This window comes from Streptomyces sp. PsTaAH-124, from assembly GCF_000373685.1.
Taxonomy (GTDB): domain Bacteria; phylum Actinomycetota; class Actinomycetes; order Streptomycetales; family Streptomycetaceae; genus Streptomyces; species Streptomyces andamanensis.
In genome coordinates this window covers 16,302-31,002 of record NZ_KB892172.1, presented here as the reverse complement: position 1 = coordinate 31,002, position 14,701 = coordinate 16,302, and the positions used below count along the sequence as shown (strand labels likewise).

Sequence of the window (14,701 nt, the reverse complement as noted above, 5' to 3'; positions counted from 1 at the left end):
GTGCGACTGACCGGACACAAGATCGCGATCCTGCTGGAGAGCGACTTCTACGAGCCCGAGATCCTCTACTACCAGCACCGCTTCCCCGAGGAAGGCGCCGAGGTGCACTTCCTGTCCCGGATGTGGGGCCAGGACGAGATCACCTTCCAGGGGCACGAGCACCGGATGCCGTTCGTCGTGCGCGAGTCCTTCGAGGACGTCGACGAGTTCGCGCTCAAGGAGTACTCCGCGGTGATCGTCCCCTCCGGGATGGTCTCCGACCGGCTGCGCTACACCGAGGACCCGGCCGAACTCCCGCCCGCCGTACGGTTCCTGCGCCGCGCCTTCCAGGACCCGGCCATCGTCAAGGGCATCATCTGCCACGGCATGTGGCTCACCGCCCCGGTGCCCCACCTGGTGCGCGGGCGCCGGGCCGTCGTCCACAACAACCTGCTGGGCGACCTGCGCAACATGGGCGGCCTGTACGTGGACGAGGACGTCGTCGTCGACGACGACCTGGTCACCGGGCGCACCGGGGCGCACTGCCACCTGTTCGCCCGGACGATCATCGACCTGATCGCCGACCGGGACCGGGACCGGGCCGCCCGCTCGCGCGGCGGTGTGCGGACCGCGGCCCTCGGAGGTGCCCGATGACCGCCGTCATGGACCCGGGCGCCCGGGTGCCCGTCGCCGACCGCATCCCGATCCGCGACGTCCGCCCCCAGGTGCGCGGCGGCGCCGTCGCCGCCAAGGGCGTCGCGGGGGAGACGCTCACCGTCGGCGCCACCGTGTTCCGCGAGGGCTCGGGCGAGATCGGCGCCAACGTCGTGCTGCGGGACTCGAAGGGGCGGCCCGGGGCGTGGACGCCGATGACGCTGGCCGACGCGGACGCCGACCGGTGGGAGGCCACCGTCGTGCTCGGCGAGCCGGGCCGGTGGACGTACACCGTCGAGGCGTGGGCCGACCCCGTCGCCACCTGGCGCCGCGACGCCGCCCTGAAGGTCCCCGCCGGGGTCGACGTCGAACTGACGCTCGCCGAGGGCGCGCTGCTGTACGAGCGGGCCGCCTTCGGCATCCCGGACACCGCCTGCCGCGAGGCGGTGACCGCGGTGGCGCGGGCGCTGCGCGACGAGGCGAGCCCGCTCGCCTGCCGGCTCGCCGCGGCCGAGGCCCCCGAGGCGGCCGCCGCGCTGCGCCGGCACCCGCTGCGCGAACTGGTCACCGTCTCCTGGCCGCTGCCCCTGCTCGTCGAGGGGCGCCGGGCCCTGGTCGGCGCCTGGTACGAGATGTTCCCGCGCTCCGAGGGCGCCCGCACCGCCGACGGCGCACCGCCGGTCAGCGGGACCTTCGAGACGGCGGCGCTGCGGCTGCCCGCGATCGCCGCGATGGGCTTCGACGTGGTGTACCTGCCACCGGTCCACCCCATCGGCCGTACCCACCGCAAGGGCCCGGACAACGCGCTCACCGCCGCCGCGCACGACGTCGGCTCGCCCTGGGCGATCGGCTCGGCCGAGGGCGGCCACGACGCCGTCCACCCCGACCTGGGCACCCTCGACGACTTCCGCCGCTTCGTGGCCCGCGCCGGGGAACTCGGCCTCGACGTCGCCCTGGACTTCGCCCTCCAGTGCTCGCCCGACCACCCCTGGCTGACCGAGCACCCCGAGTGGTTCACCCAGCGCGCCGACGGCTCCGTCACCACCGCCGAGAACCCGCCCAAGAAGTACGAGGACATCCATCCCCTCGCCTTCGACCGGGACTTCGAGGGACTGGTCGCCGAGAGCGTACGGCTGCTGCGCTTCTGGATGGACCAGGGCGTGCGGATCTTCCGCGTCGACAACCCGCACACCAAGCCGGTCGGCTTCTGGCAGCGGGTGATCGCGGAGATCAACGGACGCGACCCCGATGTGGTGTTCCTCGCCGAGGCGTTCACCCGGCGCGCCATGGTGCACGCCCTCGCCCAGGCCGGCTTCCAGCAGTCGTACACGTACTTCACCTGGAAGAACGAGAAGGAGGAGCTGACCGAGTACGCGAGCGAACTCGCCCACGAGAGCGCCGACTTCCTGCGGCCCAACCTCTTCGTGAACACCCCGGACATCCTGCACGCCTACCTCCAGGAGGGCGACCGGCCCGCCTTCGAGACCCGCGCCGTGCTCGCCGCGACGCTCGCCCCGGCCTGGGGCGTGTACGCGGGCTACGAACTGTGCGAGAACGAGGCCCTGGAACCGGGCACCGAGGACTACAGGAACTCCGAGAAGTACGAGCTGCGCCCGCGCGACTGGGCCGCCGCCGAGGCCGAGGGCCGCTCCATCGCCCCGCTGCTGACCCGCCTCAACGAGCTGCGCCGCGCCCACCCCGCCCTCCAGGAGCTGCGCAACCTCCGCTTCCACGGCGTCCCGCACCCCCAGGTCATCGCCTACTCCAAGCAGGTGCGGCTGCCCGACGGCTCCCTCGACACGGTCCTCGCCGTCGTCAACCTCGATGCGCACCTGCCGGCCGAGGGCACCGTCACCTTCGACCTGGCCGCCCTCGGCCTGCCCGACGACGGCTCGCTGAAGCTGCGCGACGTGCTGACCGGCGAGGTCCACTCCTGGCGCCCGGAGACGTACTTCCATCTGGTGCCGGGCCGTTCCCCGGCCCATCTGCTGGTGCCCGTCGGGGAGGAGCCATGACGGTCGCCTGGGTGGACGTCGGGCAGCGCCGGCCCGTCGACCCGCTGCTGGGACTGCTCGACCCCTGGCTGCGCACCCGCCGCTGGTACGCGGCCGGAGCCGGACCCGCCGGCCCGCTCACACCGGTCGTGGCCGACGTCGTACGCGAGCAGGCGCCCGCCCTGGTGCACGCCGTCCTGCGCACCGCCGCCGGACAGCTGTACCAGGTCCTGCTCGGGCTGCGCCCCGAACTGCCCCGGCGGCTCGCGGACGCCGCCATCGGCCGGGTGCCGGAGGGGGAGTGGCGCGGCTGGACGCTGTACGAGGCCACCGAGGACGCCGCGCTCATGGGGGTGCTGCTGCGCCACCTTGCGCACGGCGGCGGCGACGGGCTGCGCATGGAGCGGACCACGCCGCTGCCGCTGCCGGTGGGCCTCGTGCCCCGGCCGCTGACCGCCGACCAGAGCAACAGCGCCGTCGCCTACGGGGACCGGCTGCTGCTCAAGCTCTACCGGCGCCCCGAACCCGGCCCGCACCTGGAGGTCGAGACGCTGCGCGCGCTCACCGACGCGCGCTGCGCCCGCACCCCGCGGCTGCACGGCACCCTGCTCAGCGGCGGCAGCGCACTGGTCCTCGGGCTGATGGAGGACCTGCTGCCGGCCGAGGGCGACGGCTGGCAGGCCGCCGTGCGCCAGGTCGCCGACTGCGTGGACGGCACCTGTCCCGCCGTCCCGGCCACCGGCGGCTTCACCGCGCACGCCCGCGCCCTGGGCACGGCCGTCGCCGAGGTGCACACGGCGCTCGCCGACGCCTTCCCGCGGGTGCGGCTCACCGCGCAGGACATCGCGCGCCAGGCCGCCGAGATGACCGGGCGCCTGGAGACGGCCGTCCTGGAGGTGCCGGGTCTGGCCCGGCACCGCGGCGGGCTCGTCCGGCTCTACGAGGACTACGCGCGGGCGGGCGCGCGCGGCTGCGCGGTCCTCGCCCAGCGGGTCCACGGCGATCTGCACCTGGGCCAGGCACTGCCCACCCCGGCCGGCTGGCACCTGGTCGACTTCGAGGGCGAACCGGCCCGCCCGGCCGCCGAACGCGGCGCGCCGCAACCGGTGCTGCGGGACGTGGCCGGGATGCTCCGCTCCTTCGACTACGCCGCCCAGGCGGGCCTGCGGACCCTGCGGGAACGCGACCTGGACGAGGCGCCCGGCGCCCGGCTGCGCCGGGTCCGCCGGGCGCGGGCGTGGGCCGCGCGCAACCGGCGCGCGTTCGTCGCGGGCTACGCGGAGACGGGCGGCACGGATCCGCACTGCCACCCGCTCCCGCTGCGGGCCTTCGAGGCGGACAAGGCCGTCTACGAGGCCGTCTACGAGTCCCGGCACCGCCCCGACTGGCTGCCGATCCCCCTGGAGGCGGTGCACCGGCTGGCCCGTACCTGACCGGACGGCGCCGCAGGGCGCCGCAGTGGACGGCCGCGCGCGACGGGGGCGCGCGGCACCCACGCCCGCCACCACTCCGACCGCACCACCCCCGACCCGTGCCCGCCCCGCGCCGGAGCGTCTCCCGGCGCGGGGCGGGACCCCGCACGAGAGGACCGCGACGTTGCCCGTGACCGCCCCCCACCCGGACGCCGACCTGGACCGCATCCTCGTCGGCGCCCACCACGACCCGCACAGCTTCCTCGGCGCCCACCCCACAGCCGACGGCCACACCGTCGTGCGCGCCCTGAAGCCCCTGGCGCGCGCCGTCGTGGCCGTCCGCCCCTCGGGCGAGCGGACCCGGCTGACCCACGAGCGCGACGGGTTGTTCACCGGAACCCTCCCCGGCACGGCGGCCGGCCACCACCTCCTGGTCACGTACGACGACGGCGTCGAGCGGATCCACCACGACGGCTACCGCTTCCCGCCCACCCTCGGCGCCATCGACCTGCACCTCGTCTCCGAGGGCCGCCATGAACTGCTGTGGCGGGTCCTCGGCTCCCATGTGCGCACCCTGGACGGCGTCACCGGCACCTCCTTCGCCGTGTGGGCGCCCCACGCCCAGGGCGTGCGCGTCATCGGCGACTTCAACGGCTGGGGCGCCGAGCACCCGATGCGCTCGCTCGGCGCCAGCGGTGTGTGGGAGCTGTTCGTGCCGGACGTCGGCGCGGGCACTCGCTACAAGTACGAGATCCACACCCGCGACGGGCGCCTGCTCCAGAAGGCGGACCCGCTGGCCCGCGCCGCCGAGACACCGCCCGCCACCGCCTCCGTCGTGCACACCTCGGCCTACGCCTGGGGCGACGCCGCCTGGATGGCGACCCGCGGCGGCGAGGACTGCCACGGCCGCCCGATGTCCGTGTACGAGGTGCACCTGCCGTCCTGGCGGCCCGGCCTCGGCTACCGGCAGCTCGCCGAGGAACTGCCCGCGTACGTGACGGAACTGGGCTTCACCCACGTCGAGTTCATGCCCGTCATGGAGTACCCCTTCGGCGGCTCCTGGGGCTACCAGGTCACCGGCTTCTTCGCGCCCACCTCCCGGCTGGGCGGACCCGACGACTTCCGGTACCTGATCGACTCCCTGCACGCGGCGGGCATCGGGGTGATCCTCGACTGGGTGCCCGCGCACTTCCCGAAGGACGACTTCGCGCTGGCCCGCTTCGACGGCGAACCGCTGTACGAGCCGGCCGACCCGCGCCGCGCGCACCACCCCGACTGGGGCACCCTGGAGTTCGACCACGGGCGCCGCGAGGTGCGCAACTTCCTCGTCGCCAGCGCCGTCCACTGGTGCACGGAGTTCCATGTGGACGCGCTGCGCGTGGACGCCGTCGCCTCCATGCTCTACCTCGACTACTCCCGCCCGGACGGCGCCTGGAGCCCCAACGAGCACGGCGGCCACCAGAATCTGGACGCGGTCGCCTTCCTCCAGGAACTGACCGACACCGTGCGGCGCACCGCGCCCGGCGCGCTGACCATCGCCGAGGAGTCCACGGCCTGGCCCGGCGTGACCCGGCCCACCTACGAGACCGGCGACGACGGCTTCGGCGGCCTCGGCTTCGACCTCAAGTGGAACCTGGGCTGGATGCACGACACGCTGGACTACCTGGCCCGCGACCCGGTGCACCGCGCCTGGCACCACGACGAGATCACCTTCTCCCTGGTCTACGCCCACAGCGAGCACTATCTGCTGCCGCTGTCCCACGACGAGGTCGTGCACGGCAAGGGCGCCCTGGTGTCGAAGCTGCCGGGCGACTGGTGGCGGCGGCGCGCGACCCTGCGCGCCCTGTACGCCTACATGTGGGCCCACCCCGGCAAGCAACTCCTGTTCATGGGCCAGGAGTTCGCGCAGGGCGAGGAGTTCGACCACGACGCGGGCCCGCAGTGGTGGGTGCTCGACGAGGGCTGGCCCTCGCACGCCGACCACCGGGGCGTGCGCACCCTGGTCGGCGACCTCAACGCCCGCTACCGCGCCACGCCCGCCCTGTGGGAGCTGGACTCCGACCCGGCCGGCTTCTCCTGGATCGACGCCTCGCACGCCGAGGCCAATGTGCTGTCCTTCGTCCGCCGGGACGCGGCGGGCCGCCCGCTCGTCGCGGTCGCCAACTTCTCGCCCGTGGTGCGCACCGGCTACCGCGTCGGGCTGCCGGACGCCCCGGTGTGGCGGGAGGTCCTGAACACCGACGACGAGGCGTACGGCGGCAGCGGGGTGGGCAACGACCGGGTGATCCGGGCCGGGCGGACCCCCTGGCACGGGCGGACGCGCAGTGCCGCCCTCACCCTGCCGCCGCTCGCGGTGGTGTGGCTGGAGCCGGCCGGGGGCGCCGCTCACGACCTTGAGGAGGACGACCTCGATGACCACTGAACCCGCTGGAACCGAGGACGACCTGTACGACCGGATCGTCACCCCGTACGACATCAGGGGCCTGTTCCGGGCCGAGGTCGACCCCGGGCTCGCCTACCGGGCCGGTGCCGCCTTCACCGAGCTGACCGGCGCGGACACCGTCGCCGTCGCGCACGACGCGCGGCAGTCCTCGCCGGTGCTCGCCGACGCGTTCGCCCAGGGCGTCCTGGACCAGGGCGCCGACGTGCTGGACGCGGGCCTCGGCTCCACCGACTGCCTGTACTACGTCTCGGGCCGTCTGGACGTCCCCGGCGCCATGATCACGGCGGGCCGCGCCCCCGCCGCGTACAACGGGATCCGGCTGTGCCGGGCCGGGGCCGCCGACCTGGACGAGGGCACCGGCATGGAACTGCTGCGCCGTCGGCTGCGCGAGCCGCGCCCGCCGCTGACCGACCGCCCCGGCTCGGTGCTGCCCGGCCGCGCCGTGGACGACTACGCCGCGCATCTGCGCTCGCTCGTGGACCTCTCGGACATCCGCCCGCTGAAGGTCGTCGTCGACGCCGGGAACGGGATGGCGGGGCTGACGGCGCCCCTGGTCCTCGGTCATCCCTCGATCGAACTGGTGCCGCTGCGCTTCGAGCTGGACGGGACCTTCCCCTTCGGCGCGCCGGACCTCGCGGACGTGAGCGCGCTGCGGGACGTGGTACGGGAGTCGGGCGCCGACGTGGGTCTTGCCTTCGACGGGGACGGCGACCGGCTGCTCGCCGTGGACGAGCGCGGCGCCGTGGTGCCGCCCGCCGCGGTGATCGCGCTGGTGGCCGGGCGGGAACTGGCCCGCCGGCCGGGCGCCGCCGTGGTCCACGACCTGGTCACCGCCACCTCCGCCATCGACGCCATCAAGGAGGCGGGCGGTATCCCGGTCCGCTCGCGCACCGGCCCGGCGGCCATCAAGGCGCTGATGGCCGAGCAGGACGCGGCGTTCGGCGGCGCGCACTGCGGCCACTACTACTTCCGGGACTTCTGGTACGCCGACACGGGCATGCTGGCCGCGCTGCACCTGCTGGCCGAACTCGGCGACACGGCCTGCGAGCTGTCCGAGCTGGCGGCCCGGCACGACCGGTACGCCTCCTCGGGGCCCGTCGACGTCCGGGTGCCCGATCCGCTGGCCGCCCTGCAACGTGTGGTGCGGCACTTCGCCGCGCAGGGCACGGCGCTCGACCACCTCGACGGGGTGACCGGCGAACTGCCCGACGGCTCGTGGTTCAACGTGCGCGCCCCCGGGACCGGCCCCGTCGTCCGGGTGAACGTGGAGGCGGGGACGGTCGCGGCGATGGGGCGGCTGCGGGACCGGGTGGTGGACGTGGTGGTCAGCGCCGGTCGATGAGCGCGGCCTCCGGGGCGCGGGTGCGGGCCAGTCCCGCGGCGGTGAGCGCCATGTCGTAGGCCTTCAGGGCCTCGTCCTGCTCACCGCCCTGGCGCCACAGGTCCCCGATGTGGCGCCAGGTCTGCGCGGCGTCGTGCGAGGCGGGCTGCTGCCGCAACTGGCGGGCGGCCGAGTGGAGGTGCTGCACGGCCTCGTCGGGGGAGTTGCGCAGCAGGTGGATCTCGGCGAGGTACGTCCGGGCCAGCGCGGACAGCACCCGGGAGTCGGCGCCGAGCAGCCCGAGCGCGCGCTCGGCGTGGGCGGCGGCCGCGTCCCAGTGGCCGAGCTGCTTCTCCGCGTTGGCCAGGTTCAGCTCGCAGCGGGACAGCTCGCTGGCGCTGCCGACCTCGGCCAGCGCCTCCTGCGCCGACTCCAGCAGCTCCAGGGCGCGTTCGGGATGGGGTGGGTCCAACTGGAGCAGCATGGAGCCGTAGTTCATCCGGAGCATGGCCGCGTGGCGCGCGTTGTCGCCCTCGGCCATCATCGCGAGCGCCCGTTCGGTCAGCGCGATGGCCTCGCTCAGCCGGCCCTGGGAGCCGGCCACCAGGCCCGCGTTCCAGTAGACGGCGCCCCGGGCCCCGTGGGAGCCCTGGGTCTCGGCGGCGGGCAGCAGCCGCTCGCCGAGGAGCTGGGCCCGGGTCAGGTCGCCCCGGGTGTGGTACGAGCCCATGAGGGTGACGCCGAGCTGGATGTGGTCCATCGTGGTCTCCAGGCCGAGCCCGTCGAGCTGGGCCACCGCCCGCTCCCCGATGTCGATGCTGAGCGCGATGTCCCCGGCGTCGCGGTAGCAGCGGCACAGGGCGACCGCGATACGGCACCACTCGTCGGAGCCGACGGCGATGGCGGGGTCGCGGTGCAGGTCGTCCAGGACGGAGATGGCGGCCTCCAGGCGGCCCGTCTTCTCCAGCGCGGCGGCCTGGCCGATGAGGGCGCGCCGGATCATGGAGCCGTCCAGCGCGGAGCGGTGGGAGAGCAGTTCACCGAAGGACTGGAGGGCCTCACCGTTGTCTCCGTTGCGCAGCGCCATCTCGGCGAAGGCGAGCTTCAGCCGGTACTCCTCGGCGCGGTGGTCGTCGATACCGGTCAGCAGGTACTCGGGGGAGGTGCCGAGCTTCTCCGCGATGGTGGCCAGCACCGGAGAGGACGGCACCCGCTTGCCCGACTCGATCAGCGAGATGTAGCTCGTGGAGGCTTCCGCCGAGGCCAGATCCTGCTGCTTGAGCCCGCGCCGTATCCGAAGGGTCCTTATGCGGCCCCCAAGGCCCTCTGCCCGTTCCGCCTTGGTGTGATCCATGGGGACTCCTTCCGGAGTTCATGACTACGTGTGTGACAACGCAAAGTTACCAGCGTGACTCTGCGAAGCCCAGTGCTCTTTGAGAAGTCCTCCGCTTCTTAGGCAAGTCCGGAGTTGGCCGGTAAAGGCCAGCGGGCTTTGCTGTCTTATTACTTGACTAAAAAAGTGACTCAGACTTGACTCAGGGTGTCAACTCGACTGAGAGCGTGACGATTGGGGGGCTACGAGATGCGGAAGAGTCTTTTGTCACTCCTCCTTGTCCTGTGCGTGGGGGGAGTCGCGGCCGTCGGCTGCTTCGCCGAGACGGCCGGACCCGGACGGTCGGAACCGATCAGCAAGGAGGCGACCATTGAGGGCACCTGCTGCTGATGGCCCGGTCCCGCTCCGGGTGGACCTGCTCACCCGCGAATACCCGCCCGCCGTCTACGGCGGCGCGGGGGTCCACGTGGCCGAGCTGTCCCGCGGCCTGCGGGAGCTCACGGACGTACGAGTGCGCTGCCTGGGGGAGCCCCGGCAGGAGAACGGCGTCACGGCCTACGCGACCGACACCCGGCTCACCGCGGCCGACGCGGCCCTCGGGTTCCTCGGCGCGGACCTGGCCATGGCGCGGGACTGTGCCGGTGCGGGAGTCGTGCACAGTCACACCTGGTACGCCAACATGGCGGGTCATCTCGCCCGGACCCTGCACGGGCCGGCCCATGTCATGACGATGCACAGCCTGGAGCCGCTGCGGCCCTGGAAGGCCGAGCAACTGGGGGGCGGCTACGCGCTGTCGAGCTGGATGGAGCGCACGGCCGTCACCGCCGCCGACCGTGTCGTCGCCGTCTCCGCGGCGATGCGCGAGGACGTCCTGCGGGTCTACCCGGAGGTCTCGCCGGACCGGGTGCGGGTCATCCACAACGGCATCGACGCGGACGCGTACCGCGCCGACCCGCGCACCGACGCGCTGCACCGGCACGGCATCGACCCCGAGCGGCCCTATGTGCTGTTCGTCGGCCGCGTCACCCGGCAGAAGGGGCTGCCGCACCTGCTGCGCGCCGCGTTCGGCCTGCCGCCCGAGGCGCAGCTCGTGCTGTGCTGCGGACAGCCGGACACCCCGCGCATCGCCGCCGAGGTGGCGGCACTCGTCGAGGAACTGCGCACCGTGCGCGACGGGGTGTTCCGTATCGACGGGATGCTGGATGCCACGTCCGTGCGCCAACTGCTCACCCACGCCACCGTGTTCGTGTGCCCCTCGGTGTACGAGCCGATGGGCATCGTGAACCTGGAGGCGATGGCCTGCGGCACGGCGGTCGTGGCGTCGGCCGTCGGAGGCATCCCCGAGGTCGTCGCCGACGGGGAGACCGGCACGCTGGTCCCCTTCGAGGCCAGGACCGACGCCACCGGCGAACCGGCCGACCCGGAGAAGTTCGCCGGGCAGCTCGGCCTCACGATCGGCGAGCTGATCGCCGACCCGGCGCGCGCCGGGCGGTTCGGCGCCGCGGGCCGACGGAGGGCCGTGGAGCACTTCTCGTGGCACCGGGCCGCCGAACGCACCATGGAGGTCTACGCGGAGGCCGTGGCGGCGCGTTGAGCGCCCCCACCACGGCTCACTGCGCCGGGGGGCGCCCCTTCGAGGCCGTACGGCCGTGGAGGGGCGCCCCCTCGTCCGGGTACGGGAAGTGGCAGGCCGCGCCGTCCTCCGCGGGCGCGGGCAGATCGCGCTCGCACAGCAGACGGTGCTCCGGCGGCAGCCGCCGGTGGACGGGGCAGCGGCCGCGGAAGGCGCAGCCGGCCGACACATCGGCGTCCACCGCCGCAGGCCCTGGCAGCCCCGTCGGCTCCGGTCCCCCGGTCCGGCCGGGGCCCGCGCGCGGCACGGGCGCGGGCACGGCCGACAGCAGCGCGCGGGTGTAGGGGTGCCGGGGCCGGTCGAACACCGCGCCGACCGTCCCGGACTCCACCGTGCGCCCGCCGTACATCACCACCACCCGGTCCGCGAGCTGCCGTACGACCGCGAGGTCGTGCGAGACCAGCAGACACGCCGGACTCCCCGGCGCCGCCGTCACCCGGCGCAGCAGGGCGATGATCCCGGCCTGCACCGACACGTCCAGCGCCGACACCGGCTCGTCCAGCAGCAGCAGTTCGGGACGGACTGCGAGCGCGCGGGCCAGGGCGACCCGCTGGAGCTGTCCCCCGGAGAGCTGGTGCGGACGGCGTCCGGCGGTCGCCGGGTCCAGCTCCATCTGGGCCAGCAGCTCACGGGTGCGGGCGGCCACCCGCGGTGCCGGGGTGCGCAGCGCCTCCATCGGCTCGGCGACGATCCGCGCGACGGTCATCCGCGGGTCCAGGCTCGCCGCGCAGTCCTGGAGCACGAGCTGCACCCGGCCGCGCAGCCCCCGCGCCGCGGCCCGGGTCAGAGCCGCCGTGTCCTGGCCCAGGACCTCGACGCGGCCCGACTCGGGCGCGGTGAGCGCGATGATCCGGTCCAGTGTCGTCGACTTGCCCGCGCCGGACTCACCGACCAGCGCGACGGTCTCGCTGCGCCGGACCTCCAGATCGACGTGGTGGACCGCGCGGTGGGAGCGGTGGTCGGCGCGCAGGGCGGTGACCCGCAGGGCCGGGACGGCGGAGCGGGGCCGGGGCGGGGGCGGGGGCGAGGCGGGATAGAGGTCCGCCGCGCCGCGCGAGGCCGTGACACGCGGGCGCAGACAGGCCACCAGATGCGTGGCCGAACCACGTTGTTCCACGAGCGGTTCGAGCCCGGGGGCGGTGCGCGCGCACTCGGGGGCGGCCACCGGGCAGCGCGGCGCGAACGCGCAGCCCGCGACGGCTTCCCCCGGCGGCGGGGGCGTCCCCGGTATCTGGGTCAGCGCGTGGGCCGCGTCCAGCCGCGGGGCCGCGGCGAGCAGCCCCACGGTGTACGGCATCCGGGGCGCGGCGAACAGCTCGCGCGTGGGAGCCGTCTCCACCACCCGCCCCGCGTACATCACCGCCACCCGGTCGGCGGCGCCCGCCACCACCCCGAGGTCATGGCTGACCAGCAGCAGCGCCGCACCGGTCGCCGCCCGCGCGTCCTGGAGCGCGGTCAGGATCTCCGCCTGCACACTGACGTCCAGGGAACTGGTCGGTTCGTCGGCGACGATGACGTCCGGCCGGCCCGCGACCGCCATCGCGATCATGGCGCGCTGGCGCAGCCCGCCGGAGAGTTCGTGCGGATAGGCGCGCGCCACCCGCTCCGGCTCGGGCACGCGCAGCCCGGTGAGCAGTTCCACGGCCCGCCGCCGTGCCGAGCGCCGGGTGGGGCGCGGCCGTTCGTGGATGCGCAGCACCTCGCCGATCTGGTCGCCGATCCGGTGCACCGGGGTGAACGCGGCCAGCGGGTCCTGGAACACCATGGCGATCCGCCGGCCGCGCAGCCGCGCCAGGTCGCGCACCGGGAGGCCGACCAGTTCGGTGCCGAGCAGCCGCACCGAACCGCGCACCGCCGCCTCGCGCGGCAGCAGCCCGAGCGCCGCGAGCGCGGTGAGGGTCTTGCCCGCGCCGGACTCGCCGACGAGGCCGAGCACCTCGCCGCGCTCCAGGGCCAGGTCGACACCGCGCAGGGCGGCGCGGCCCGGCCCGAACTCCACGTGCAGCCCGCTCAGTTCGAGCACCGTACTCATGCCGGGACCTCGGTGCGGGCGGTCCTCGGGTCGAGCGCGTCGCGCAGCCCCTCGCCGACCAGGTTCACCGCCAGGACGAAGCAGAGCAGCATGCCGGTGGGGAAGAAGAACATCCACGGATAGGTGAGCGCGACCTCCGTGCTGTCGGCGATCAGCGTGCCCAGGGACACGTCGGGCGGCTGGACGCCGAAGCCGAAGTACGACAGGCCCGCCTCGCTGATCACCGCCCCGGCCGTGGCGATCGTTCCATGGGTGATCAGGAACGAGGTCATGTGCGGCAGGATGTGGCGGCGGACGATGCGCAGGGGGTGGACGCCCATGTGCCGGGCCGCCGTCACATAGGGCCGCTCGCGCAGCGAGAGCGCCGTCGCGCGGACCGCCCGCGCCGTGAGCATCCAGCCGAGCGCGGCCAGCGCCCCCGCGTAGGCCACCCAGCCCGCCCCGCGCAGCGCGGGCGCCACCACGACCAGCACGAGAAAGCCCGGGACCACCAGGAACAGGTCCACCAGGAAGGTGACGGCCCGGTCGGTCCAGCCGCCGAAGTACCCGGCGCAGGTGCCGGCCACCGCAGCGAAGGCCGTGCCCGCCAGCGCGACGAACAGCCCGATCAGCAGCGACTTCTGGAGCCCGCGCGCGGTCTGCGCGAACACGTCCTGGCCGATCCGGTTGGTGCCGAACCAGTGCCGGGCGCCCGGCGGCGCGCTGAGCGCCCCGTAGTCGATGTCGGTGGGCGAGGACGGGGACACGTACGGTCCGGCGGCCGCGTACGCGCACAGCAGCGCGATCAGTACGAGGCCCAGCAGCGCGCCCGGCCCGTGCCGCGACGGGAGGATTCTCACCGGCGCACCCGCGGGTCGAGCACCAGCAGCAGCGCGTCGGCGAGCAGCCCGGCGAGCAGCACCGTCACGGCCGAGAACAGGCAGACCGCGACGACCGAGTTGACGTCGCCCTCCTGCGCCGCCGCCAGGAACCAGCTGCCGACGCCCGGCCAGCAGTAGATCTGCTCCGCGAAGACCGAACCGGTGAACAGGGCGAGGAAGCCGAACGAGAAGAACGTCGTCATCGGGACCAGCGACACCCGCAGCCCGTGGCGCAGCAGCGCCCGGCCGGGCGTGAGGCCCTTGGCCTGCGCGGTGCGCAGATGGTCGGCGGCGAGCACGTCCAGGGTCGCCGCCCGTTGGTAGCGGCTGTAGGAGGCGATGGCGCCGAGCGCCACCGTGGCGGCCGGGAGCACCAGATGGGACGCCCGGTCGGCCGGCCCGGACGGCCAGGCGCCCCGGTGGCCGGGCGTCGTCTCGCCGGTGTAACGGATCACCGTGTGTCCGACGCTGTCGTTGAAGGAGAGCGCGCCGTCCTTGAGGAGCAGTGCCAGCACGAACGTGGGGACGGACAGGACGAGGAAGGAGAACACCGTCAGTACCCGGTCGGGCAGGCGGCCCCTGCGGACCGCGGCCCATACGCCCGCGAGCACCCCGAGCCCGGTCCCCACCACCGTCCCGGCCAGCAGCAGCCGCACCGAGACACCGACGCGCCGCCCGAACTCCGCGTTCACCGGCTCCCCGTCGATGGTCCGCCCCAGGTCGCCGTGGAGCGCCCGCCAGGACCAGTGCCCGAACCGGAGGAGGACCGGAGTGCTGTCGTCCAGGCCGAGCGCGGCGAGCTGGTGGTCGACCGCCGAGGCGGGCGGGCGGGGGGTGCGGTTCTCGAAGTGGGCGCGCGGACTGAGCGCGGCCGAGGCCACCACGTACGACACGAGAACCGAGACGAGGAGGAGGGCCGCGCTGTGGGTGATGCGCCAGAGCGCACGGCCGGCCATGAGTCTCCTCGGTGGGGGCGGGCGGCGGTCACGGTTCATGAGCGCGATACACGTCGATGGTAGATTCAACGCGCTCTATTCGTA

Annotated in this window: 10 protein-coding genes; 6 read left to right on the top strand and 4 right to left on the bottom strand. The window is 74.3% G+C overall.

Annotated features, from left to right (window positions below; genetic code table 11):
* From B086_RS0119245 to manB, 5 genes are all read left to right on the top strand, one after another.
* On the top strand, positions 1 to 633 hold the full coding sequence (locus tag B086_RS0119245) for a DJ-1/PfpI family protein (protein ID WP_018568063.1): 633 nt from the start codon (positions 1 to 3) through the stop codon (positions 631 to 633).
* Complete coding sequence (locus tag B086_RS0119240; RefSeq protein WP_018568062.1) at positions 630 to 2,648, top strand: maltotransferase domain-containing protein; 2,019 nt, start codon at positions 630 to 632, stop codon at positions 2,646 to 2,648. Before B086_RS0119245 ends, B086_RS0119240 begins: the two co-directional genes overlap by 4 nt.
* Positions 2,645 to 4,060 carry a maltokinase N-terminal cap-like domain-containing protein gene (locus B086_RS46255; RefSeq protein WP_018568061.1) on the top strand — a complete coding sequence of 472 codons (1,416 nt, stop codon included), beginning with the start codon at positions 2,645 to 2,647 and terminating at the stop codon, positions 4,058 to 4,060. The genes B086_RS0119240 and B086_RS46255 overlap by 4 nt, the downstream gene beginning before the upstream one ends.
* 169 nt (positions 4,061 to 4,229) lie before the next feature.
* Positions 4,230 to 6,461 carry a 1,4-alpha-glucan branching protein GlgB gene (glgB, locus tag B086_RS0119230; RefSeq protein WP_018568060.1) on the top strand — a complete coding sequence of 744 codons (2,232 nt, stop codon included), beginning with the start codon at positions 4,230 to 4,232 and terminating at the stop codon, positions 6,459 to 6,461.
* Entirely contained in the window at positions 6,451 to 7,824 is a 1,374-nt protein-coding gene (gene manB / locus B086_RS0119225) for a hypothetical protein (RefSeq protein WP_018568059.1), read from the top strand. Before glgB ends, manB begins: the two co-directional genes overlap by 11 nt.
* Here the strand turns inward: manB and B086_RS0119220 are convergent.
* Positions 7,808 to 9,157 (bottom strand): helix-turn-helix domain-containing protein, encoded by a 1,350-nt coding sequence (locus tag B086_RS0119220; RefSeq protein ID WP_018568058.1) that lies wholly within the window; start codon positions 9,155 to 9,157, stop codon positions 7,808 to 7,810. The genes manB and B086_RS0119220 overlap by 17 nt on opposite strands.
* Positions 9,158 to 9,545: 388 nt before the next feature.
* On the opposite strand from B086_RS0119220, the gene glgA reads away from it, so the two are divergent.
* Positions 9,546 to 10,730 carry a glycogen synthase gene (glgA, locus tag B086_RS0119215; RefSeq protein WP_018568057.1) on the top strand — a complete coding sequence of 395 codons (1,185 nt, stop codon included), beginning with the start codon at positions 9,546 to 9,548 and terminating at the stop codon, positions 10,728 to 10,730.
* Between the two features lie 16 nt (positions 10,731 to 10,746).
* Here the strand turns inward: glgA and B086_RS40275 are convergent, their stop codons facing one another.
* From B086_RS40275 to B086_RS0119200, 3 genes are read right to left on the bottom strand one after another with little or no spacing between them, the layout of a single operon-like run.
* Entirely contained in the window at positions 10,747 to 12,801 is a 2,055-nt protein-coding gene (locus B086_RS40275; RefSeq protein WP_018568056.1) for an ABC transporter ATP-binding protein, read from the bottom strand.
* Positions 12,798 to 13,640: an ABC transporter permease gene (locus tag B086_RS0119205; protein WP_018568055.1), complete on the bottom strand. Its 843-nt coding sequence runs from the start codon at positions 13,638 to 13,640 to the stop codon at positions 12,798 to 12,800. The genes B086_RS40275 and B086_RS0119205 overlap by 4 nt, the downstream gene beginning before the upstream one ends.
* Positions 13,637 to 14,617, bottom strand: coding sequence for an ABC transporter permease (locus tag B086_RS0119200; protein ID WP_018568054.1), 981 nt, complete (start codon positions 14,615 to 14,617; stop codon positions 13,637 to 13,639). Before B086_RS0119200 ends, B086_RS0119205 begins: the two co-directional genes overlap by 4 nt.
* Between the last annotated feature and the right edge of the window lie 84 nt (positions 14,618 to 14,701).